28 protein-coding genes are annotated in these 22,952 nt (G+C 49.4%); 10 read left to right on the top strand and 18 right to left on the bottom strand.

What is annotated here, in order from left to right; all coding sequences use genetic code 11:
• Positions 1-13: 13 nt before the first annotated feature.
• Positions 14-910, top strand: coding sequence for a DUF3108 domain-containing protein (locus tag SFW65_03760; GenBank protein ID MDX1922231.1), 897 nt, complete (start codon positions 14-16; stop codon positions 908-910).
• On the opposite strand, the gene SFW65_03765 is transcribed toward SFW65_03760, so the two are convergent.
• Positions 907-1,275, bottom strand: a complete 369-nt coding sequence (locus SFW65_03765; GenBank protein MDX1922232.1) for a hypothetical protein — start codon at positions 1,273-1,275, stop codon at positions 907-909. The genes SFW65_03760 and SFW65_03765 overlap by 4 nt on opposite strands.
• A gap of 270 nt (positions 1,276-1,545) precedes the next feature.
• On the opposite strand from SFW65_03765, the gene SFW65_03770 reads away from it, so the two are divergent.
• Complete coding sequence (locus SFW65_03770; GenBank protein MDX1922233.1) at positions 1,546-2,010, top strand: helix-turn-helix domain-containing protein; 465 nt, start codon at positions 1,546-1,548, stop codon at positions 2,008-2,010.
• A 23-nt stretch (positions 2,011-2,033) separates the two neighbouring features.
• On the opposite strand, the gene SFW65_03775 is transcribed toward SFW65_03770, so the two are convergent.
• Entirely contained in the window at positions 2,034-2,381 is a 348-nt protein-coding gene (locus tag SFW65_03775) for a hypothetical protein (GenBank protein ID MDX1922234.1), read from the bottom strand.
• Positions 2,382-2,609: 228 nt separating this feature from the next.
• Positions 2,610-3,290, bottom strand: a complete 681-nt coding sequence (locus tag SFW65_03780) for an HAD-IA family hydrolase (GenBank protein ID MDX1922235.1) — start codon at positions 3,288-3,290, stop codon at positions 2,610-2,612.
• Positions 3,291-3,350: 60 nt separating this feature from the next.
• Here SFW65_03780 and glmU point away from each other — a divergent pair, with 60 nt between their 5' ends.
• Positions 3,351-4,676 carry a bifunctional UDP-N-acetylglucosamine diphosphorylase/glucosamine-1-phosphate N-acetyltransferase GlmU gene (gene glmU / locus SFW65_03785; protein MDX1922236.1) on the top strand — a complete coding sequence of 442 codons (1,326 nt, stop codon included), beginning with the start codon at positions 3,351-3,353 and terminating at the stop codon, positions 4,674-4,676.
• Here glmU and SFW65_03790 read toward each other — a convergent pair whose 3' ends face one another.
• Both SFW65_03790 and SFW65_03795 read right to left on the bottom strand, forming a co-directional pair.
• Complete coding sequence (locus tag SFW65_03790) at positions 4,677-5,882, bottom strand: hypothetical protein (protein ID MDX1922237.1); 1,206 nt, start codon at positions 5,880-5,882, stop codon at positions 4,677-4,679.
• Positions 5,883-5,993: 111 nt separating this feature from the next.
• A complete protein-coding gene (locus SFW65_03795) occupies positions 5,994-6,521 on the bottom strand; it encodes a hypothetical protein (protein MDX1922238.1) in 528 nt (175 codons plus the stop codon).
• Between SFW65_03795 and SFW65_03800 the strand changes: the two genes are divergently transcribed.
• The gene (locus tag SFW65_03800; GenBank protein ID MDX1922239.1) at positions 6,521-6,886 is read left to right on the top strand and encodes a hypothetical protein; all 366 of its coding nucleotides are present in this window, start codon (positions 6,521-6,523) and stop codon (positions 6,884-6,886) included. The genes SFW65_03795 and SFW65_03800 overlap by 1 nt on opposite strands.
• A 362-nt stretch (positions 6,887-7,248) precedes the next feature.
• Positions 7,249-9,072 carry a glutamine--fructose-6-phosphate transaminase (isomerizing) gene (glmS, locus tag SFW65_03805; protein MDX1922240.1) on the top strand — a complete coding sequence of 608 codons (1,824 nt, stop codon included), beginning with the start codon at positions 7,249-7,251 and terminating at the stop codon, positions 9,070-9,072.
• A gap of 3 nt (positions 9,073-9,075) precedes the next feature.
• On the opposite strand, the gene SFW65_03810 is transcribed toward glmS, so the two are convergent.
• On the bottom strand, positions 9,076-9,474 hold the full coding sequence (locus SFW65_03810) for a GFA family protein (protein MDX1922241.1): 399 nt from the start codon (positions 9,472-9,474) through the stop codon (positions 9,076-9,078).
• Between the two features lie 11 nt (positions 9,475-9,485).
• The gene (locus tag SFW65_03815; protein ID MDX1922242.1) at positions 9,486-9,836 is read right to left on the bottom strand and encodes a DUF3147 family protein; all 351 of its coding nucleotides are present in this window, start codon (positions 9,834-9,836) and stop codon (positions 9,486-9,488) included.
• An 84-nt stretch (positions 9,837-9,920) separates the two neighbouring features.
• On the opposite strand from SFW65_03815, the gene SFW65_03820 reads away from it, so the two are divergent.
• The 4 genes from SFW65_03820 (at position 9,921) to SFW65_03835 (ending at position 12,839) form a co-directional block, all read left to right on the top strand.
• Positions 9,921-11,315 carry a 3-deoxy-7-phosphoheptulonate synthase class II gene (locus tag SFW65_03820; protein MDX1922243.1) on the top strand — a complete coding sequence of 465 codons (1,395 nt, stop codon included), beginning with the start codon at positions 9,921-9,923 and terminating at the stop codon, positions 11,313-11,315.
• Positions 11,316-11,323: 8 nt separating this feature from the next.
• A complete protein-coding gene (locus tag SFW65_03825) occupies positions 11,324-11,893 on the top strand; it encodes a D-sedoheptulose 7-phosphate isomerase (GenBank protein ID MDX1922244.1) in 570 nt (189 codons plus the stop codon).
• Positions 11,890-12,393: an HAD family hydrolase gene (locus SFW65_03830; protein ID MDX1922245.1), complete on the top strand. Its 504-nt coding sequence runs from the start codon at positions 11,890-11,892 to the stop codon at positions 12,391-12,393. Before SFW65_03825 ends, SFW65_03830 begins: the two co-directional genes overlap by 4 nt.
• 140 nt (positions 12,394-12,533) lie before the next feature.
• Entirely contained in the window at positions 12,534-12,839 is a 306-nt protein-coding gene (locus SFW65_03835; GenBank protein ID MDX1922246.1) for a hypothetical protein, read from the top strand.
• Between the two features lie 141 nt (positions 12,840-12,980).
• Here the strand turns inward: SFW65_03835 and SFW65_03840 are convergent, their stop codons facing one another.
• The 9 genes from SFW65_03840 to SFW65_03880 all read right to left on the bottom strand — a co-directional run bounded on the left by SFW65_03840 (position 12,981) and on the right by SFW65_03880 (position 19,166).
• A complete protein-coding gene (locus tag SFW65_03840) occupies positions 12,981-13,652 on the bottom strand; it encodes a hypothetical protein (protein ID MDX1922247.1) in 672 nt (223 codons plus the stop codon).
• Between the two features lie 15 nt (positions 13,653-13,667).
• Positions 13,668-14,285, bottom strand: coding sequence for a hypothetical protein (locus tag SFW65_03845; protein MDX1922248.1), 618 nt, complete (start codon positions 14,283-14,285; stop codon positions 13,668-13,670).
• Positions 14,286-14,324: 39 nt separating this feature from the next.
• On the bottom strand, positions 14,325-15,398 hold the full coding sequence (gene aroC, locus SFW65_03850; protein MDX1922249.1) for a chorismate synthase: 1,074 nt from the start codon (positions 15,396-15,398) through the stop codon (positions 14,325-14,327).
• Between the two features lie 2 nt (positions 15,399-15,400).
• Positions 15,401-16,009 (bottom strand): hypothetical protein, encoded by a 609-nt coding sequence (locus tag SFW65_03855; GenBank protein MDX1922250.1) that lies wholly within the window; start codon positions 16,007-16,009, stop codon positions 15,401-15,403.
• Positions 16,010-16,023: 14 nt separating this feature from the next.
• Positions 16,024-16,353 carry a hypothetical protein gene (locus SFW65_03860; GenBank protein ID MDX1922251.1) on the bottom strand — a complete coding sequence of 110 codons (330 nt, stop codon included), beginning with the start codon at positions 16,351-16,353 and terminating at the stop codon, positions 16,024-16,026.
• A gap of 9 nt (positions 16,354-16,362) precedes the next feature.
• Positions 16,363-16,689, bottom strand: coding sequence for a hypothetical protein (locus tag SFW65_03865; GenBank protein MDX1922252.1), 327 nt, complete (start codon positions 16,687-16,689; stop codon positions 16,363-16,365).
• Positions 16,682-17,548, bottom strand: coding sequence for an SDR family oxidoreductase (locus SFW65_03870; protein ID MDX1922253.1), 867 nt, complete (start codon positions 17,546-17,548; stop codon positions 16,682-16,684). Before SFW65_03870 ends, SFW65_03865 begins: the two co-directional genes overlap by 8 nt.
• 92 nt (positions 17,549-17,640) lie before the next feature.
• Entirely contained in the window at positions 17,641-18,594 is a 954-nt protein-coding gene (locus tag SFW65_03875; GenBank protein MDX1922254.1) for a DnaJ C-terminal domain-containing protein, read from the bottom strand.
• 86 nt (positions 18,595-18,680) lie between these two features.
• Complete coding sequence (locus tag SFW65_03880) at positions 18,681-19,166, bottom strand: RT0821/Lpp0805 family surface protein (GenBank protein MDX1922255.1); 486 nt, start codon at positions 19,164-19,166, stop codon at positions 18,681-18,683.
• A gap of 121 nt (positions 19,167-19,287) precedes the next feature.
• Here SFW65_03880 and pdxH point away from each other — a divergent pair, with 121 nt between their 5' ends.
• Complete coding sequence (pdxH, locus tag SFW65_03885) at positions 19,288-19,902, top strand: pyridoxamine 5'-phosphate oxidase (protein MDX1922256.1); 615 nt, start codon at positions 19,288-19,290, stop codon at positions 19,900-19,902.
• Here pdxH and SFW65_03890 read toward each other — a convergent pair.
• Both SFW65_03890 and thrS read right to left on the bottom strand, forming a co-directional pair.
• On the bottom strand, positions 19,899-21,011 hold the full coding sequence (locus tag SFW65_03890; GenBank protein MDX1922257.1) for a hypothetical protein: 1,113 nt from the start codon (positions 21,009-21,011) through the stop codon (positions 19,899-19,901). The genes pdxH and SFW65_03890 overlap by 4 nt on opposite strands.
• Before the next feature lie 2 nt (positions 21,012-21,013).
• The gene (gene thrS / locus SFW65_03895) at positions 21,014-22,939 is read right to left on the bottom strand and encodes a threonine--tRNA ligase (GenBank protein ID MDX1922258.1); all 1,926 of its coding nucleotides are present in this window, start codon (positions 22,937-22,939) and stop codon (positions 21,014-21,016) included.
• Positions 22,940-22,952 lie beyond the last annotated feature (13 nt).

Here is a 22,952-nt window from a genome sequence, read left to right on the forward strand (position 1 = left end):
TTTACGTAATGTGATGAAGCTGAGCTCTGAGTCTGTCAAACTGAAATTTTTAGCCTTATTATTCATGTGCTGCCTTATCGGGCAGGCGCACGCTGAAGCGCTGCCAAATGTTAAAAACCTGAAGCTTAGCTATAGCGTTTATTTGGGCGGGATTCATGCCATGGATGGGGTGGTGGGCTTTACCAAAGCGGCAGGTACTTACAAAATCAACCTGACGACTGGAACGCAAGGGTTCTTGCGCCATTTAGCGCCATGGGATGCGGAGATTTCATCCAAGGGACGTTTTGTAAAGGCGGCGGTGCTGCGTCCCAGTGGTAGCAATGTTATGACGAAGTGGAATAACAAGCCGTATAATGTGGGCTTTGCATATAACCGGAATAAGATAAAGGCATTGTTCAATCCCCCTGAAGGCGATGGCAATAACGAACATGTGCCGGAAGAAATGAAGCTTGGCGCATTGGACCCGTTAAGCGGGGTGCTGCAAGTGATTTCAAATACGACCTATAACGGTGAATGCAATCAAAATGTGCCGATTTACGATGGGCACCGCCGGTTTGATCTAACCTTAAGCAATAGCGGCGAAGAGGATTTGGACGGCGAAGATTATTCGGTGTTCACCGGCACAGCGCAGCGCTGCATTGTTGATTTCAAAATGCTGGCTGGTTCGCGCAAAGACCGCGAAGGTAGCCATTTCTGGCAAGACGGAACAGATAACAACAATAACGGCAAAGTAAATGGCCGTTTCGGTAATTCAAGCCGCCCGCCTGTCTATATCTTCCTTGGCAAGGTGCGCGATGATTTGCCGGAAATTCCAGTACGCGCTGAAACCAGCACGGTGTTTGGCGGTATTGTCGTGCACCTTACCAAGGTTGAAGGCGGCGGCGGAAAAACGCTGACCATCCCCGATTAATTGATAATCGCAGGCTGGCCTATGCGTGCGACCGCGCTTAAGGCAACTTTCATGGCATAGGATGGAATGTATTGCGGGGGCATTCCGTTAACAAGATTGCTTGTTACACGGTAGATTTCATAGGTGCCCACCTTGTCAAAGCGCTCACCAATCGGTTCAGCCCAGAACCGCGCAGCAGCATAGCCCTTTTCATGCCAGTAAACTTCCAGCCGCTTTGCCAAAGCCATGGCACCTTTTTGCGTAAGGTATTCGCCAAGATTGGTTTTTTGTTCGCGCTCCCCGGTATCTAGGGGGCTATCATTTTGGTCCAATGAAATAAGGATATTCTTGACTTTCTGACCACATTTCTTAATACGAATTGCCATATACTATCTCCTTATTATTGTTACATTTTAAATAAGTATCCCACTTGGTTCCTTGGGTAAGTGAGACAGCGAAGGGCTGGCATCCAAACACAATCGGACCAAAATTATTGATATCTGTGTACTAGGGGCGCGGGGGCGAGTGCAACAAGATAATTTGTTTCAATTAACAAAAAATTAGTAAAAATTTGTTGAATAATACAAATCTGCTTGTATAGTCAAATTCAGGTTCTGCTGGGTTTTCAGTTTAATTCCACAAAATGGTAATACATCATGCCGCATAGGAAATCAGGGTTGGGTCAGCGCGTTCGCCAGCTACGCGAGGAGCGCGGGTGGAGCCAGAATGATCTGGCGGCGCAATTACCCGGTGTCAAACAGCAATCGGTTGATCAGTTGGAAAACGGCAAAGTGGCACGGCCACGTTTTTTACCGGAACTGGCCACCGTGCTGCGTACATCGGTGCAATGGCTGTTGACCGGCGATGGCCAGCCAACGGTTAAAAGGGGGCATGCCGGTGATACGACAATTGATGCAGAATTACTGCGCGATGTAATGATTGCTGTTGAAAAGGTGTTGGCACACAATTCAACCAAGATAGATGAAAAACACCGCGCGGAAATGATTGCAGTCCTTTATGACATGATGCGCAACGAAGAAAAAGCGACGGCTGAAAAGATGCAACAGGCCGCCAGCAACATTATCAGCTATAGTAAATTCCTCAAGCGCGGTGGACACTAGAACATAAGATTATCGTATTGCCGTTAGTGCTTTTGTTGCTGGGCAATAAATTTAAGTGCTTGGGTCAGTTGTCGCCCTTTTAAATCCTGTAATTGTTCAATATTGAAATGAGTGAGCAATCGCTGCGTGATTTGCTGTTCTGTTTCATGAGTTTCATGGATGCTAAGCAATATCACATTACGAATAGCTGTGTACTCGTTGATATCAATCGGTCGATTGAATTCGCGCAACCCATAACCCCAAATGATGATGCTTGAAATCAAGCTGATAAAAATGGTCAGGTTGGCGATGCGCTTTTTACGTTCACATTGTTTGATGCATGGTAAAAGACTTTTTACCATATCGGCGATGCGTTCCTGTCGCGCTTCCATAAAAGCCCCTAGTTATGTGCATATGCTAGCAGAATCATCTGTGGTGCATGAATTTCTGAATGCGATGGTAGTAGGGTATGATAAACAAAATTTTAATATGTGATGTCGTGATTAATGTGCATTAGCCAAAGTAAATATGGCCAGCATGCAAGTTGTAAAATGCAATATGAGATAAACATTTTTTATTTTTTATTCGCGGTTTTATTTTTATAAAGTGCGGTGCAGCATTCAAATTAGTTGTAACGCCAGTCTGCAATCATGCACATGGATGGCATAAGCAGCCGGTTTTAAATCTGCCGGCCAATCGTGATTATAGCCATAGGTCAGGATGATGGATGGAATGCCGGCGTCGCGCGCGGATAGGGCGTCATTCGGGCTATCGCCAATCATCACGGCATCGTCATTTGCAATTTTGAATTCATGCAGCACATGTAAAATTGGCATCGGATGTGGCTTGCGTTCACGCAACGTATCGCCGCCAATAACGATATGAAAATAGTCCGCCAGCTTCAGTTGCGCCAGAATGCGCCGTGCGGCGGCTTCGTGTTTGTTGGTCACCACGGCCAGCTTTGTGCCGTTTTCAAATTCGGTTTGCAGAAACTCCAGCATGCCAGGATAAATACACTCAGGTTTGGCGATAATCCCTTCGTAAATCTTCAAGAATCGCTGCATCAACGCAGGCACACGGTCAGGGGTGAGTGGTTCGACCCCATTGTCTGTCGTGAGTCGCCATGCTTTCTCCAGCATGACCTTTAAGCCATCCCCCGTGCAGGATTTCATTTCATCCAGCTTGATTTGGCGGCGGTTTTCTTCAGCTAGCAGGATATTCATTGTCGCGCATAAATCGGGCGCACTGTCGATAATGGTTCCATCAAGGTCAAAAAGAATGGCTTTAAAGCGGTGGGGCATGTGATAAAACAGTTCTCCTAACCATAAACTTGCCACAGACCATCTGCATATAAAACCCTTATGTCAAAAGCTGCTTCACTTGCCTGTATTATTCTCGCCGCTGGTCAAGGTACGCGTATGCGTTCCACAAAAGCCAAGGTACTGCATGAAGTTGCGGGCTTCCCGATGATTACGCATGTGCGCCGCGCGTGCGAAGCATTAATTCCATATAAGATTGTCGGCGTGATTGGTCCTGATGCGCCCGAAGTTGGCGAAGCAATTGCGCCGCATGCTTCCGTTATTCAAAAAGAGCGCAAAGGCACAGCGCATGCCGTGCTTGCTGCCAAAGATGAATTGCGTGGCTTCCAAGGCCGCGTCTTGGTGGTCTATGGCGATACGCCGTTGCTGCGCCCTGAAACTTTAAGCGCATTGGTTGGGCAGGCTGCGCCCGTTAGCGTCTTGACCTTTGAACCCGAAGATGCCGCGCAATATGGCCGCGTTTTTTTAAGCAGTGAAGGGTTGGTTGAACAGATTGTGGAATATGCTGATGCCAGCGCCGCGCAGCGCGCTAACAAACTGTGTAATGCAGGGGTGATGGCGTTTGATAGCAATGTGCTGTGGGAAATTCTTTCCGAAATCAAACCGCAAAACGCCAAAGGCGAATTTTATCTGACCGATGCAGTGGCGATTGCGCGGGCAAAGGGGTTGGCATGCGGTTACGTAAAAGGCGAAGCTGAAGAAGTGCTTGGTATTAATAGCCGTGTTGAACTTGCCAGCGCTGAGCAGATTATGCAAAAGCGTCTGCGCAACGCACTGATGGTACAGGGCGTGACGCTTATCAATCCTGATACCGTTCATCTATGCGCCGATACGCGCATCGCTGCGGATGTGACCATTCATCCCTATGTTGTATTCGGCGCATCTGTTGTGGTCGATGAAGGTGTTGACATTCTTTCCTTTAGTCATCTGGAAGGTGTGCGCGTTAAAAAGGGCGCGCGCATCGGGCCTTATGCGCGTTTGCGCCCCGGCACAGTGATAGGGGAAACCGCGCATATCGGCAATTTTGTTGAAATCAAGAAAGCCAATATCGAAACGGGCGCGAAAATTAATCACCTGACCTATGTGGGTGATGCGCGGGTGGGCGCGCGCACCAATATTGGCGCGGGTACAATTACTTGTAATTATGACGGGTTTCACAAACATCACACCGATATTGGCGCTGATGTATTTGTGGGCTCCGATACAGCACTTGTCGCGCCAATCAAAATCGGTGACCGCGCAACCATTGCCGCAGGCAGCACGATTACTGAAAATGTACCCGAAGATTCACTTGCGATTGCCCGCACCAAGCAAACCGTCAAGGACGGCTGGGCCAAACGCTTCCGCGATAAAAAAGGCGGCAAATAACTAAGTGCGTGTCGGTTCTGGTCGTGCGGCCGGGGCAAGACGCGCAGCAGGTACTTTGCACATAATGGTGTGCCCTGAGAAACGTGCAGTCATTTCATCTGCATAAGCGGCAAGGGCAGGGTCGCTCGCAAGGCCGTTATACAAAATCGCTGCGCCTTCACGGGCGAGTTTTTCACGCCATGCGTGCTGCGCTATATTTTCGAATGGCATCACCCGCAGTACTGTTAGGTAACTGTCTGCGCGGTTGTAGCCAGACCATAATGCCTTGGCAAAAGACGGATTTGGAACTTCCGGTGTTTCACGCAGGGCAGAGGAAGCGTGCACAACGCCGCCAACACACATAATTCGCGATACGCCTGCCCACTGCGCTTCGGCAAGCAGTAAGGGCCCAGGGCTATGAATAGCGGTATAAAGTACTGCTTCCTTTTGTGGCGCGTCGTCACGGTTGCCAAGCATCCACGGGGTTGGCAGCTTTTGATTGTTTTGCCTATCACAGGCAGTACGAATGGCGGTTACTTCGGCGCTGGCAAATAAATCATGATTACGGTGGTCGCGGCCTTCAATCTGCACATTGGCGCCATGCAGGAATGCAATGGGACGGCTATCGGCCTGCGCAATCATCAACCGTCTTTTAATGTCTTCGGGCAAATCGGTTATATGTCTGTGCTCAACCTTTACCATACACGCTTGGCTGGACGTTTGCAGGCGGCGAATGTTGTCCAGCACATATGGCGCATCATTAAACCCTGCGATTTGTGCAGTGTCTTCAAAAGTTGCGCCATAGGTCACAACGAACTTTCCTTTTTCCAGAAGACCCTTGCTGACCAAATCACGGGCAACGATTTCCTGCTTGGCATGGCATGCAGGGCAGCTTTGACCGCTGGATGTGCACAGCACCGCTACGTTGGTTTTTCCCTGTTTCTTGAATTCGCCCAGCGTATAGCGAAGGGCGCGCTGGTTATCGGGGGATAATGCTTCGGCTTCGGCATGCTGGCTTGCGATACCGGTTTTTAACACCGCGTTTGCAGCTAATGTTCCAACCTGAACGCGTTCACCGGTATCTAAATCGATGACGTGCAGCGATGCGCCAAACGGGCCGCCGCGGCTTGCTTCTACATTCGCTTTCGCAAACTGGTCGGTAGCATGAAGCTGCTCGAGTAAAAAATCAGGGTCAAGCTGGCTGGTAATATCGCTGATACGATGCATATCGTTTCTCAAAATAAATTAGGGTAAATATCCCCGCAGTTTAGTTTGAGATTCCATCCACCGCAACGGGTGGATCAGTCAGCTATACTTTCGTTCTCGCGTTAACAATAATTAAACCGGTATCCTGAAAATCGGAATAATCGTGCTGCTTCGCGGCGCATAACTGTAAGGTGCGTTATAAGGCGCTGAATAACCCGCCATGCGTGGTGGCTCGCGGTAATATTGCTGCTGCGCCTGATATTCGCGTGATTTCATATATTCATTTGCGAATGAAGCGCGAAGGAAATCTTCATTTGCCCGTACATCGATTGCGAATGGGCTTTCAACACGTTGTCCTGAGGCATCTACCGCTGGCGCGAAGCTATCGTTGAAATGACGCAGGTCACTGCCAAGTGCTTGCGGGTTCATGCGACCCATGCGCACGGCTTCTAATGCTTCCTGCGTAAACACACCGGTAGGATCCATCTGTCTTCCACCGTCCTGCATCAGTGCATAGGTGATTTGCTTGAATAATCTGCGTTCATCCGGCGATGTTGGCAGGGTGATGTTGGTGCGCAAGGTTACGCGGTCTTCTTCACGGCCTTCCATGGCTGCATTCATAAAGCTTCTGAATTGTGCAGGGGTGAAAGGGTCGGGCATTGCGCCATTATTATATGGCGCGCCATTTGGACCATATGCAGGACTATACGATTGAGGACGACGCATTCCAAGCAAACCACCAATCGCAGTGCCTGCCAAAAAGCCAGGCAAAAAGCCTCTATTGTTTGGTTGCGAATGATGATGGCGCGATTGAGGATAACCGGTCCGGTAATGTTGGTGTGCATAGGGTGGGCGGTGTTGCGTATGCACTGGTTGATAGCCTGTGCGATACACAGGCGCAGAGCTTGGCGATGCATAAACGTGTTGATGTTGTCTTGGCGCTGCGCTTGGCGTTGCATAAACGTGTTGATGTGGTCTTGGCGCTGCGCTTGGCGTTGCGCGATGGACAATCGGGGTGGCTCTGATTACCGGGGGCGCACTTGGCGTGCTTCTTACAATAACAGGGGCCGCGCTGGGCGAGGCCTTTATAACCGCAGGACCAGCACTTGGGGTTGCATATCTGTGAACCACTGGCATTGGTCTGGCGGTTGGTGTTGGCATTCATAAACTCCCGTCTAGCTGTTGGAGAATCTCTGCTCTCTTGAAACTAATGTAACATTCGTTTTTACGGACATTACTTTCGTCATTAGTTAATTGGTTAATTGATGCGTTTCCTAAAGAAAAAGCATGAAATGTTTTGTCAGGGATTGTTGTTCTTTGATTTGGGAGCTTTGCGTTTATACCTTAACTCCTTCGTCTAACTCCTTACGCGCCTTTAAGAAAACTCATGTGTGGAATTGTTGGTGTTATTGCAAACCGTCCTGTGGCCAGTCTTGTTCTGGAAGGGCTAAAGCGTCTTGAATATCGCGGCTATGACAGCGCAGGCATTGCGACCTTATCGGGCGCAACAATCGAACGCCGCCGCGCGCAGGGAAAAATCAGCAATCTTGATGCCAAGCTACAGCAGGAACCCTTGCCCGGAAATATCGGCATTGGCCATACGCGCTGGGCAACGCACGGTAAGCCAAACGAAACCAATGCACATCCGCATGCGACTAAACGCGTAGCGGTGGTGCATAACGGTATTATCGAAAATTACAAGGAACTGCGCGCCGAACTGGAAAGCAAAGGCTGCACGTTTCAAAGCGATACAGATACCGAAACTATCGCGCATCTTTTAACATTATATATTGAAGAAGGTATGACGCCCGCAGATGCAACCGCCAAAGCACTTAAACGGCTGGAAGGCGCATTTGCATTGGCATTGTTGTTTTCAGGCGATGAGCATTTATTGATTGGTGCACGCCGTGGCAGCCCGCTGGCAATTGGTTATGGTGATGGGGAAATGTATTTGGGTTCTGACGCGCTTGCGCTTGCGCCGCTTACCAACCGCATTACCTATCTGGAAGAAGGCGATTGGGCCGAGATTAAGCGCGATAGCGTTGTGGTGCATGATGCGAGTGATGCGGTGGTAAAACGCCCTATCCAGCAAACATCACTTTCCGGTGCGATGATTGGTAAGGCGGGCTATCGCCATTTCATGCTGAAAGAAATTTTTGAACAGGCGGGTGTGATAGGCGATACGCTGAATTCATTGGTTGACCCTGCAACGGGCGAATTGCAATTGCCTGATTTGCCATTTGATTGGAAAGATTTAAGCCGCATCACCCTTATTGGTTGCGGCACGGCGCATTATGCGGGCGTGGTTGCCAAATACTGGTTTGAACAAGTCGCTAAGCTGTCGGTTGAAACCGACATTGCATCCGAATTCCGTTACCGCGAAGGGCCGATGCCAAAGGGCGGCGTGATGATTGTAGTGTCGCAAAGCGGTGAAACAGCAGATACGCTTGCGGCTATTCATTATGCCAAATCACAAGGCCAGAAGATTTTAGCAATTGTGAATGTGCTTGGTTCATCCATGACGCGGCTTGCCGATGTGGTTGTTCCAACGCTGGCGGGCCCGGAAATTGGGGTTGCATCAACTAAAGCGTTTACAACGCAGCTTGTTGTATTGGCTATTCTGGCATTGGATTGCGCGATGAAACGCGGCGCCCTTACCAAAGATGAAATGGCAAAACATATAAAAGCGCTGCGTGAAGTACCAAGTGATATTAACGCGGTGGTGCAGCAGCACGAACAAATCCGTGAGCTGTCGCAGTCATTGGCCGAAGCGCGGGATTGCATTTATCTTGGGCGTGGCCTGAATTATCCCATCGCACTCGAAGGCGCATTAAAGCTTAAAGAAATTTCATATATTCACGCCGAAGCTTATGCAGCCGGTGAATTAAAGCATGGCCCCATTGCATTGATTGATGAAGATATGCCGGTGGTGGTGCTTGCGCCGCGCGATGCATTGTTCGAAAAGACCGCATCGAATATTCAGGAAGTCATGGCACGGGGCGGGAAGGTGATTGTGTTCTCACACGAAGAAGGCGTGAAATCAATTAATCCAAAGCCGTTCTGGAGCATGGCCTTGCCCGATGTCGATAGTTTTGTATCGCCATTACTCTATGCCGTACCGATGCAATTACTGGCGTATTATACTGCCATGGCAAAGGGAACGGATATTGACCAACCGCGTAATTTAGCGAAAAGCGTGACCGTTGAATAAGCGCTAGCTCGCGCGTTCTTCAAATTGCGGCGCGTTATCGCAGATGTCATACCATTCGGCTTTCGAACCGACATAAATATGCATAGAAACTTTGGCGCTAATGGGCGTATCGAGCGATCCAATTCTGATGCGCACCATATCCGGTATTGCTTTGCGTTTGCTGAATAGTGCCGAGCCGCACTGCGTACAAAAATACCGGTCTGCGCCGCCTTCATATTCAAAGGCTTTCAATTTATCTTCACCCTTCACAATCTTGAATTGGTTAAGCGGCAAGGGTGCTACTGCATTAAATGCCGCGCCGTTTGATTTGCGGCAACGCTTGCAATGACAGTAATAAAATTGTTCGATATCGCCGCTCAGTTCATAGGCGACAGCGCCGCACAGGCAACTTCCCTTATGCATAATCAGTTCTCCTACAAAAGATTAATTCCAAATTGTTTGAGGATGATGCTGAACAGGCCAAAGCAAATCATGGTCAGCACAACGCATAACCCAAGGGTGGGCCAAAATCCGAAGCGTTCAAGCAGCAACGGGAACGCCAAAAACATGGGAAGGGTGGGGATCACATACCAAAACGTATAATAGGCGTGGTTGGCGATTTTTTCCTGCGGCTGCTTTTCGATATATAACCAGATCAAGGTCAGTATGGTGATGAGTGGCAAGGCGGCAATAAACCCGCCAAGCTTATCGCTGCGTTTAGCGGCTTCCGAGATGAGTACCACAACGCCAGCCGTTAAAAAATATTTTGTAACTATCCAGAACATGTGCCCTCAAATTGTTGACATATATAAGCATATAATAGGATTTTTCCTCTTATCTTTTCGATTTTGGTACCCTATATTCTAGAGATGACCCAAAATTCGAAATGGACCCCAGATAGCTGGAAATCAAAGCCCGACCCGCAACGCACGGTATATCCAAGTGAAACAGCGCTGGATAGCACGGTTGAACGCTTGCGTAATTATCCCCCGCTGGTCTTTGCAGGTGAAGCGCGCCGTTTAAAGGCAAGCCTTGCCAAGGTTGCGGCAGGTGAAGCGTTTTTATTGCAAGGCGGCGATTGCGCCGAAAGCTTTGCTGAGTTCCATCCCAATAATATCCGCGATACCTTCCGCGTGATGTTACAGATGGCGGTCATTCTAACATTTGGTGGCGTTACGCCGGTGGTGAAGGTTGGCCGCATGGCCGGCCAGTTTGCCAAGCCGCGTTCTGAAGCCACTGAAAAGCAGGGCGATGTGTCCTTGCCAAGCTATAAGGGCGATATCATCAATAATATCGATTTCGATGCCAAAGGCCGTGCGCCGGACCCCGAACGTATGGTTCAGGCCTACAACCAATCAGCCGCCACGCTGAACCTGCTGCGTGCATTTGCGCAAGGGGGATATGCCGACCTGCACAAGGTTCACCAATGGACACTTAATTTTGTCGATAAAAGTCCGGTGGGTGAGCGTTACCGCGATTTGGCAAGCCGCCTTGATGAAGCGCTGGCATTCATGGGCGCATGTGGCCTGACATCTGAATCTGTGCCGCAGTTACGCGAAACAGAATTTTTTACATCGCATGAAGCATTGCTGTTGCCATATGAGCAAGCATTGACGCGCGTCGATAGTACCAGCGGCGATTGGTATGATGTTTCCGCGCATATGCTGTGGATTGGTGACCGCACACGTGCACCGGATGGCGCGCATGTGGAGTTTCTGCGCGGCGTTAAAAATCCGCTTGGCCTCAAATGCGGTCCATCCATGCAGATTGATGATCTGCTAAAACTCATTGATATCCTCAACCCCACCAATGAAGCAGGCCGCCTCACGCTGATTGTGCGCATGGGTTCGGACAAGGTTTCTGAAAAGCTTCCTGCATTATTGCGCGCAGTGAAGAAGGAAGGCCGCACGGTGGTGTGGGCCAGTGACCCCATGCATGGCAATACGGTCAAAACCGCGTCAGGTATCAAGACACGCCCGTTTGACCGCATTATGTCAGAAGCAAAAAGCTTCTTTACCGTCTGCCAAGCCGAAGGCGTACACCCCGGCGGCGTACATTTGGAATTAACGGGCCGTGATGTGACCGAATGTCTTGGCGGTTCGGTTGCCATTAGCGAAAGCAATCTGGGCGACCGGTACGATACCCATTGTGACCCGCGTTTGAATGCCAGCCAGGGAATTGAGTTGGCATTCCTTTTTGCCGAATTCCTGAAGGCGCAGCGCAACAACGCCAAAATCAAAAACGTAACCGAACGGTCAGCATGAAACAGACTATGAAAAATTTGGCTGCAAAGGCATTTGCAGAAAGCGCTGCCAACTTTTTAAAGCTTCAGGATTTGGCTGGATTGATTGCCGATGTGGGAATGGATTGCTCGGATGTATTGAAAAAGGGCGGCCATCTGTTTTTTTGTGGTAATGGCGGTTCTGCTGCTGATGCACAACACATTGCTGCTGAACTCGTTGGGCGTTTTTTAAAGGAACGCAAACCTCTGGCAGCCACTGCCTTATCCTGCAACACATCGACCTTAACGGCAGTCGGCAATGACTATGGGTATGATGTTATCTTCTCCCGCCAAATTGAAGGGCTTGCAAAAAAAGGTGACGTGTTGTTTGCCATTTCAACCAGCGGCAACAGCAAAAACGTGGTGTTGGCGGTGATGTCCGCCAAATCCATGGGTGTAAAAACGATTGGTCTTACTGGCAGCAAAGGCGGCAAGCTGGCTGAGCTATGCGATGTATGCATCAAAGTGCCATCCGACCACACGCCGCGCATTCAGGAAATGCACATTGCCGTTGGGCATATGGTATGTGAAATCATTGACGAAGTGTATCTTGCCGAATGAAGTCACAGCCTGCCATCTTTTTTGATAGAGACGGCGTAATTAATACCGATATCGGCTACGCCTATTTGCCCGAGCATATTAAGTGGGTGGATGGCGCCATGGATGCAATCAAGCTTGCCAATCAACGCGGCTATCTGGTGTTTGTGGCAACCAACCAATCCGGTGTTGCGCGTGGCATGTACACGGAAAGTGATGTTCATCACCTTCATGCATGGATGCAAAAAGAATGCCTTGAACATGGTGCGGTTATTCATAGTTTTGCGTTTTGCCCGCATCATGCAACCGAAGGGCAGGGCGCATACAGGCAAGCGTGCAGTTGCCGCAAGCCAAGCCCCGGTATGCTGCTTAGCCTTGCCAAGGCGAATGAAATTGATATGTCGCGCAGCATGATGATCGGTGATAAAGACAGCGATATGCAGGCGGCCAAGGCAGCAGGTATCGCCGGTCACCTCTATAAAGGTGGTAACCTCAAGCAATTCCTAGCGCCGCTTATTACATAATTTTCCGGCATTCCTAAAATTTGAAATAAATTCATTTTGAACTCTGCGCATCGTTAAGTGCCGTTTAAGCACGATGCGGTATGGTTAAGTATCAAAATTTTATTTTAGAGATTTACTCGTTATTTTTTTGGGGAAGCATTATGAAAAAGATTATAGCACTTGCAGTGGTGGCTTTGCTGGTTTCAGGTACTAGCGCAATGGCACAACCACAAGCAAAAGAAATTGCATATGTCACCAGCTGCGCTAAAGGCGTGCATGTGTATGATAAAGTAACCGACAGTGTGACCTGCGGCAAACCAGCCATGTCAGGCACCGGATATGTGATTGAAATGGCAACCGATGCTAAAGGTAATGCGCAATGCCCGAAGGGTTATAATTATATCGGTCATGTGCAAGGCAGCCAGATGGGTTCAGGCTTGCAACATTATGCCTGCGTAAAAGGGTAATATAATCTCTACTGCGGCGTTAGCTTTTTGGCGCTTTCTGCGCTTCCGGTGCTCACGTACTTAGATGTACGCTGCGCGCCGGTTCTCGAAACCATCCAAAAATCCTTAGCCGCAGCGAGATTCTAAATAGAAATCGGGTTACTAAAAACCGCCGGGCGGCTTGAAGTTCATGACTTGCCCGGCTTTTTCGCTCTTCGTGACATTCATAAACTGCTGATTAGCGGCCGATTGCATAAATTGGCCGAATTGCGTTGGTGCGCGGTTACTGGATGATTTTTCAGCCATCATCAGATTGAACAGAATGCCCGGCAAGCCGCCATCTGCTACTTTGCCGCTCCGAATACCTTCATCTTGACGTGCCTTTGGCCCCCAGAACAGCTCCAGAATACGGCTATCGCCGCTGCCGCGCTTTTTCTTCTTCACGGGATTGCCAAATTCATCAAGCTCTGCGGTCGCTTCATCCCAGCTTAACTCATCCCATGCAATGCCAAGGAAATTCTGGATGGTGGACGACATAAACGGAAAGTTGTGCAGGATATCGCGGAACATTTCCGCGCAGATATAAATCGCATCTTCTTCCAGCTTCTTGATGTTGGTTTTTTCTTCATCGGTCTTATGACCCTTGCGGATAGCTTCCACTGGAACCATGCAGGTGTCTTTGAGTTTTTTGGCGAGTTCGCCAATTTGTCCGGCGCGATCATACTCGCCATTTTCGCGGTAGATTTCTTCGATCGTGCGAAAGCGCTTTACAAGACATTCCGACCAATACCACCAGTCGTTAAATGGTGCGCGTTCATTATACTTTTCTGGCATACGGTAAACCTAAGGTTAGCTGATGCCGGTTAGCGTTTCTTTTTTGCGCGGCTTATAGGAGCTGTCGGCGCGTTCCAATGGCTGTGGTCCGCCGCCGGTTCCCGTTGCACTGCTGCCTGCAGCAGCCTTGCCGAGACCTTTTTGCAAGTATTCATCGCCGCCGACATTTGCTTCATCAAGCAAATTGGCAAGCACCCATGGCAGGGTACCGTATTCATCCGAAACGCCCGCGGCAATGCCTTCATTCGTGGTCCGGTGCGGGCCCTTGAAAATATCCATCGCGGCGCGGCCCGAGCAATTGCCATAGCATGAGGAATTGAGCAAACGCTGCATATCTTGGGAAATGGCGGGCAGTACGTTCAGCGTATCGCGGAAGATTTTTTGTAACACGGTCAATGACAGTAGATACAGTTTTTCGACGCCGCCTTTTACATCGTAATTGCGCTGCGCAAGTTCCTGCGCATGCGATACGGGATCAATAAACAACTCAAGGCGTTCCAGAAGGGCGGTGGCTTTGCCAGCATCCTCTCCGTTTTCCTTATATACATCGGCGCAACGCTTCAGCTGGCGTTCAAGGGCCTTGGCCCAGATCTGCCATACTTCATAGGTTGATTTTTGGTGCATACCTTCCATGGCTGCCCTTAAGCGTTAACATTTAAACCAAGCTTTATTTTAGCATTTTGAACTGCGCGCACGCAATAGATGATCAGCTAGAACGCAGGCAACCATTGCTTCCCCGATAGGGACAGCGCGGATGCCCACGCAGGGATCATGGCGTCCTTTTGTAAGTATTTCAGTATTTTTGCCAGCTTGGTTAATGGTGTTTCGCGGCGTTAATATTGAGCTAGTAGGTTTGACCGCAAAACGCAGCACAATGTCCTGTCCGGACGAAATGCCACCCAATATCCCGCCTGCATGGTTGGATGCGAAACTAATTTTGCCTTTTTGGCTCCGCATATCATCGCTGTTTTCTTCACCTGTTAATGCGGCTGCGGCAAAGCCATCGCCGATTTCAACGGCCTTAACCGCGTTGATGGACATGATGGCGCGTGCCAGATCGCTATCCAGTTTGTCGTAAATGGGTTCGCCCAACCCAACAGGAACACCGCTTGCTACAACTTCGATAATCGCGCCGACGGAGGATCCTTTTTTCCGGACGTTATCCAGATAATCTTCCCACTTCGCTGCTGCTTTTTTATCGGGGCAGAAGAACGGGTTTTTATCAACCTGTTTCCAATCCCAATTCTCGCGATCAATTTTATGCGGCCCAATTTGCACCAATGCACCACGCACTGAAATTTTCTTGCCAAGAATTTTACGCGCAATTGCGCCAGCTGCGACGCGGCACGCGGTTTCGCGCGCTGATTGCCTGCCACCGCCACGATAATCACGAATACCGTATTTCATTTGATATGTATAATCGGCATGGCCTGGGCGGTATTTTTCCTTGATGTCGCCATAATCTTTTGAGCGCTGATCAACATTCTCAATCATCAGGCTGATGGGGGTGCCTGTGGTTTTTCCTTCAAATACACCGGACAAAATTTTCACCGCATCGGGTTCTTGGCGCTGTGTGGTGTAGCGCGATTGTCCCGGGCGGCGTTTATCAAGGAAGCCTTGAATATCGGCTTCGCTTAACGGGATAAGGGATGGGCAGCCATCAATTACAACGCCAATTGCCGGGCCGTGGCTTTCGCCCCATGTCGTAAAACGGAATAAAGTGCCAAAACTATTTCCTGCGGTCATTCTTAATGCCCCATTACTGGCGCGGGAGCAGGAAGCGGTGCAGGCGCCGTTGGTGTTGATGAAGGAGTGGATGTGGTCGTTGATGATGGGGTTGAGGGAGCAGCCATTGCAGCTGCACCAGATGCTGATGGTGCCTTTGTGGTTTTCTTTACCGCTTTCTTTTTTGGTTTCTTGTTAGTTGCGGGTTTTTTTGCTGTTGATTTCTTTGGTTTCGATTTATGCGTTTCGGTCACGACGGTATGCTGGGTTGTAATTGTCAGCTCTTCGGTTTGCGCAACAGGGAATGAAAAACCGCAATGCTTTGCATCGGTCAAGCATACGCATGGACGATCTGCGGTTGGTGCTGCATCTGGGTCAACGCAGGCATTGCTTGCTTCCTGCAAGGCTAGGCATTTGATGGTATCGGTATCATTCGCAGTGCAGCCCACAATGCAATCACGGTCAGTTAAGCATGTTTCACCGGTTACTTTGCCAAGACGTGACACAGGCCACACAGTTGGGTAGGCTTTAATCGCAGGAACACCAAAGCCTTGCTGATTGGCGAACGCATCACCCGCAATGAACAGCGTGAACAAAAGTAGCGTGATGAGTTTAACCAATAAATGCCGCATTTATTTTTTCCTAACTAATGATTGGATGGAAATGCATAACCGCAATGTTTTGAGTCTTGCAAGCATTCGCAAGCAAGGCCGCCCGGCGGTGGGCTCTCTGCATCGCTGCAATTACTGCTACCTTCACCGGTGCTCAGGCACGTAACGGCAAGCTTATCACCCTTGTTTGTGCAGGCCTGCCAGCAATCCTCATTTGTTTTGCAATCGCCGCCTGTAACATTGCCAAGACGTGAACCTGTTTTTGGTGTGGGGTAGGGAACAGGCGCAGCCTTGCCATAGCCATAAGCCAACGCAGAGCCACTAAGCACACATGTAACCAGTACCAACGCGATTAGTTTTAACATGGTTCACCTCTATCTTCCTAGATACTCGGGCTCGATATAGCCGCAATGATGGACATCCGGCAAGCAACCGCATGTCAACCCGTAATTAGGAACGTGGCTATCGTCAACCACGCGCTTTCCTGCCTGTTTACGCGTGAGGCATAGCATCGTGAACTTTTTTTGGTCCTTTGATGTATAGCCGTTAACGCATTCTTTGTTCTGGTTGCATTTTCCGCCAGTAACTTTTCCAACAGAAGAAAGCGGACGCATCACGTATTTGTATTGTTGCGCGTTTGCAAGCTGAGCACTGCCAAGGAACAGACAAACACACATCAAGACAAATACGAATTTAGCCATTCGCCGCCTTTATCGCGTTCATGTTATTCAGCATTTCGCCAAGCGCTACGGTCTCGTCCACCGCCACCATGCCGACGGCGTGATAGCCGGCATCCACATGCACAACTTCGCCTGTGACGCCCGTGCCCATGTCCGATAACAAGAACAAGCCCATATTGCCCACTTCAACCTGCGTTACATTTTTCTTTAATGGCGCGTTGATTTCGTTCCAGCGCAGGATGTGGCGGAAATCGCCGATACCGCTTGCGGCAAGGGTTTTAATCGGGCCAGCAGAAATTGCATTCACGCGAATGCCTTGGCCGCCCAAATCAACCGCAAGATAGCGGACGCTTGCTTCCAGTGCGGCTTTGGCAACGCCCATCACATTATAATGCGGCATCACACGTTCCGCGCCGAGATAGGAAAGGGTTAGCATAGACCCTCCGTTTTTCATCAGCGGCGCTGCTTTCTTGCACACATTGGTGAAGGAGAAGCATGAAATATCCATGGTGTTGAGGAAGTTTGCGCGCGTTGTATCGACATATTTGCCGTCCAATTCGTTTTTGTCGGAGAAGGCAACGCAGTGAACCACAAAATCAAGCCCGCCCCATTTTTGTTCAATCGTTTTGAACAAACGGTCCATGCTTTCATCATCCTGCACATCCGCCTTTTCAATAATCTTTGCACCAAGCTGTTCAGCCAGCGGCACAACGCGCTTTGCCAACGCATCAATTTGATAGTTCAGGGCAAGTTCCGCGCCTTGGGCCGCAGCAACTTGGGCGATACCGTATGCAATTGATCGGTCATTGGCTACACCCAGAATAAGGCCGCGCTTACCCTTCATCAGCGTACCTTTTACGGGTTCATTAACGTCGTTCATTGAAAAACCTCAAGGGGATAAAAAGATTCGAAAGAATGAACCGCAAAAGCTAGAGCAAATGCGGTCTTTTGGCAAATTGCATCTTCTAAAGCTTAATTAATACCTGCTTTTTTGCGCGGGTCATAGGGGTGGTTGTGTGACCATTTTTCCATAAACTTGACCAATTGTTCATCATGAACGTCGGGCAGCATGACGCGCATTTTTACATATTGATCGCCGCGCACACCTTGCGGGTCAGAAATGCCTTTGCCGCGAAGGCGCAAATTGGTTCCAGTGTTGGCGCCTTTTGGAATTTTGATTTCCGCACTGCCTTCCAAAGTGGGAACAGAAACGGTTGCCCCCAAAATGGCTTCGTAAATGGTGATTGGAATTTCGCACAACACATCCATTCCCTTGCGTGAGAAAAACGGATGGGCATCAACCTGAATTTCGATAATCGCATCACCCGCACGGCCTTCTTGAAAGCCCGCATAACCTTGTTGTTTCAAACGCAACTTTGTGCCGCTTTCGGTGGCTGCGGGCACGTTGATTTCGATGGTTTTGCCTGTGCCCAGTGTGATGCGTTTTTTGGTGCCTAGCGCTGCTTCGGTAAAACTTACACGTAAGGTTTCAGTAAGGTCGGAGCCTTTTGCCTTTTCGCGTGCATTAGCGAATGGGTCAGCGCCTGCGCCCCAATTTCCATGGAAGCGGGTGGATTTGGCCTTCATTCCGCCAAACAGATCGGCAAAAATATCTTCCGATGAAAAATCACCCATCGGATCGTTAAACGGGTTTTGCGCGCGCGCATTGCGTGCGGCGTTATAATTTTGCTGCGCGGTGCGGGCATTGCCCATGGCATCGGTTTCGCCGCGGTCATATTTGGCGCGTTTGGCTGTGTCTCCCAGAATATCGTAAGCGCCGTTTACTTCCTTGAATTTGGCTTCAACATCTTTTTTGCCGGGATTTAAATCCGGATGGTATTTTTTAGCGAGCGCACGATAGGCGTTTTTAATCTCGTCATCGCTTGCGCTGCGACTAACTCCAAGAATTTCATAGGGATCACGCATTAATCAAGAACCACCAAAAGAAAAAGACCGTCGCCATTATACTAAACAAACGGCAACGGTCTTTCAATGATTGCTACAGCGTCAGATTATTGCTGAATCTGCCATGAACCATCGGGTTGGCGGCAAGCGGTGCCATAAGCATTTTGCTGTCTGCCCCCGATATTGACGGTTTGGTTGAATTCACGGCAATAGCTGCCATCGCTGGCTTGGCCATCACGAACAGGTGTGAAGCTACCGGAATTGCCGTTTTGCGGGTTGTTCCACGTAATGGTTTTGCCAACCGGAGCATCGTAGGCACGGTATTGGGCTTTTTGAAGCGCGGCTCTGTCGGCGTTATCAAGGGATGAACCGATTTCATTGCCAAGCCATGCGCCAGCAACTGCGCCAAGCGCCGTCATGACCACATTGCCGGTTCCTTTGCCGAATTGGTTGCCCAGCAATGCACCACCACCAGCACCAAGCAATGTGCCGCCAGTTTGTTTGCTGCCCCAGTTGTCTGTTTGGCATGCGCCCAGTGAAAGCGATGCAAGCAATAATAATGCAATGGAGGTAGTGGAGAGGGTGCGTTTCATTTCGTGACCTTTTTTAAAAGTTTAATGGGCAGGGTTGTGTCAATTTGCGCATCATGTTCTAAGTTATTAAGTATATAGTCAATAAGGCGAGACTTTGACGAAAACAAGTAGAAGGTATGATATGGAACACGATAATCCGGCGCGCCCACCCATTTCTGGCGATAACCCCTTTGATTTATTTGCGCTTTGGTTTGCCGAAGCAGAAAAAAACGAAATAAACGACCCTAATGCAATGGCTCTTGCCACGCTTGGGGATGAAGGCTTCCCGAGCTTACGAATCGTACTGCTTAAAGGCTATGACGCAAACGGATTTTGTTTTTTTACCAACACCTTATCGCGCAAAGGTAAACAGCTGTTGGGTTCGCCCAAAGCTGCACTAACCTTCCACTGGAAATCCATTCGCCGTCAGGTGCGCATTGAAGGAAGCGTGGAGCGCGTGAGTGAAAAGGAGGCGGATGATTATTTCAATTCGCGGCCCCGTGGCAGCCAGATTGGTGCATGGGCTTCGCTTCAATCATCGCATCTTGATGCACGCAGTGTTTTGGAAAATCGCGTGAAGGAATTTGAAGAAAAATATAAAGGCGTTCCGGTACCTCGCCCACCGCATTGGTCGGGTTACCGTGTTGTGCCACGTTTCATCGAGTTCTGGCAAGATATGCCGTTTCGCTTGCATGACCGTGTTGTTTTTACAAAAAATTCAAACGGTAATTGGGCGCAAGAACGCCAGTATCCCTAATTTGGTTCCATTTTTGGACCCAGCTGGTCGTAATGGTGCGTGTGGCGTTTATGTTCCGCTTCGACCTTCTCTTTAATTATCGGATTGTTTTGTAGCACGACAGAATTGGGTGTGTTTGCGAGATTGTTCATCGCTTGCGCGTTATTCAACAATTCATTCAATGCACCAGGCGTGTTTTGCAGGCTATCCACTGCGCTATGGTTGTTTTCCAATAAATCAGGAATTTCAGGACGGTTTTGCAACTGGTTGTCCGGTCTGCGGGCTTCGGGCTGTTTGTTCTGCAACTCGGGTTGTTTGTTTTCTAATTCGGGTTGTTTGTTCTGTAATTCATTCGCGGCTTTGACGTATGGATCGTAGTTTAAATCGGCGCCTTTAAAGATCTCTGGTAATTCTTTGAAGTTATTGATGATGATACTCAAACGCTCTTTGAGATAATCTGCCTGGGTGAATTCATACGCTAAGATTAGGGATGACAACGCCATGAAAGCAGCGCTTGATGTGCGTTCACTTTGGGCTATTGCTTCTTCTGATTTATCGTGTTGGTAAATGCTGCGGATATGGCTTAATGCACGCTGTAATGCTCCCGTAAAGCCTTCTTCATTGGCGCCGCCTTCAACATCTTCATTCCGCTCGAGCAGCATGTCCAATGTTGTACCCATATAATGCATACGGCGCATCAGCAATTTGCGTTCCATGGGCGGGTCGATGCCATCAATCCCGTAAAGGATAACCATAATGTCGCCTGTTTCATCGTTCAGGCGTAAAATGCGTTCCTTGCGTGCGAGCAACAGCGCTTCATTATAGACCACTTCATGTTCAGGCGTACTGGCGGTTGCATCAACGATCAACGGGCCTTCATGTTCCGGCATATGGTTCAAAATGATATCCAGCTCTTGCCGCGCCATACCCTTGCTAAGGCTAAGTACAATGACATCCCATTTATGCTGGATTGCATGCAGGCGAATGGTGGTTTTCAGTGTGGGGATGAAGGATAAATCTTCTCCCTTGAAGATAATAGGGACCATCCGGTCGATAGATTCCAACACATGGTTCAGGCTACCGAACGTATCGAAATGCAGCGGATTGGTTTTGACTGGAGTGCGTTTCAATTCTACTTCTCCAACGGGGTTTTTGCCTCATCCTTCAATTTGGCGATCGCATCGCTCAAGCTTAGCAATTCCTGATTTTCACCGCCAAGGCGACGAAGTGCCACAGTGCGATTTTCGGCTTCCTTTTTACCAACAACCAACATCAGCGGCACCTTTTTCAAGGAATGCTCGCGGATCTTGTAATTGATTTTTTCATTGCGGATATCAATATCGGCGCGCAGACCTGCGGCTTTACATGCGGCTAATACTTCGCGCGTATAATCATCCATATCATTGGTGATGCCAGCAACCACCACTTGCAATGGTGCAAGCCAAAGCGGGAATTTACCGGAGAAATGCTCGATCATAATCCCGATGAAGCGTTCCATGGAACCAAGCATCGCGCGGTGAAGCATGACGGGGCGGTGTTTGTTACCGTCTTCGCCGATGTAATGCGCATCAAGCCGTTCGGGCAGAACGAAATCAAGCTGCAACGTACCGCATTGCCATACGCGGCCAATCGCATCGGTCAAATGGAATTCAATCTTGGGTCCATAAAACGCGCCTTCATTCGGAATTTCTTCGAATGTCATGCCTGCGGCGGTTAATGCTTTGCGCAACCCATCTTCAGCTTTATCCCAGATTTCATCCGTGCCGCCGCGCACATCAGGGCGCAGCGCAAGCTTAATGGTGACGTTTTCAGTTGGAAAACCCAAATCTTCATACACCTTCATTTGCATGGCGCAGTATTTCAAGCTTTCGGCCATGACTTGATCTTCACGGCAGAAGATATGCGCATCATCCTGCACAAAGCCACGCACACGCATAATGCCGTGCAAACTGCCCGATGGTTCATTGCGGTGGCATGAACCGAATTCCGCCATGCGGATGGGTAAATCGCGGTAGCTCTTCATGCCCTGATTGTACACCTGAACATGGCAAGGGCAGTTCATGGGCTTGATGCCGAACATGGTTTCTTCATCCAGAACCACGCGGAACATTTTATCGCCATACATATCCCAGTGACCGGACTTAATGAACATGCTGCTGTTCACCAGTTGCGGAGTTTTCACTTCCACATAGCCATCTTGCTGAATGCGGGCGCGGATGTAGTTTTCAAGTGTGCGATACAACGTCCAACCATGAGGATGCCAGAAGATGGAGCCCGCCGCATCGTCTTGCAGATGGAAAAGTTCCATTTCTTTGCCAAGGCGGCGATGGTCGCGCTTTTCGGCTTCTTCGAGTTGTGTTAGGTGAGCCTTCAATTCAACTTCATTACGCCACGCGGTGCCGTAAATCCGTTGCAATTGCGCATTCTTTGCATCGCCGCGCCAATAGGCGCCCGCAACCCGCATCAGTTTAAAACCATTACCGATTTTTCCCGTACTGGGCAAATGCGGCCCGCGGCATAAATCATACCAATCGCCTTGACGGTAGATGGTGATGGTTTCCGTTGATGGCAAATCCTGAATGATGATGGCTTTATATTTTTCGCCTAGCCCCTCGAAATGCTGGATAGCTTTGTTTCTATCCCACACTTCTCTGGTGAAGGGGCGGTCGGCCGCAATAATCTGCCGCATCTTCGCTTCAATTTTTTCCAGATCTTCTGGCGTAAAGGGTGTGTCGCGCGCGAAGTCGTAATAGAAACCGTTTTCAATTGCGGGACCAATCGTAACCTGCGTGCCGGGATAAAGCGCCTGTACAGCTTCGGCCATGACGTGTGCAGCATCGTGGCGGATGATTTCGAGTGCTTCCGGCATATCGCGTGTAATTATCGCAACCTTTGCGCCATCATGCAGTGGCAGTGTTAAATCGCGCAATTCGCCATCAATTCGCGCGGCAATTGAAACCTTGGCAAGGCTTTTGGAAATGTTGTTGGCAAGATCAAACGCAGTTGCGCCTTGCGGCAATTGACGCACATTGCCATCGGGTAGGGTGATGCTGATCATTTTTTCGGCTGGC

The organism is Alphaproteobacteria bacterium, from assembly GCA_033762625.1.
Classification (GTDB): domain Bacteria; phylum Pseudomonadota; class Alphaproteobacteria; order UBA9219; family RGZA01; genus RGZA01.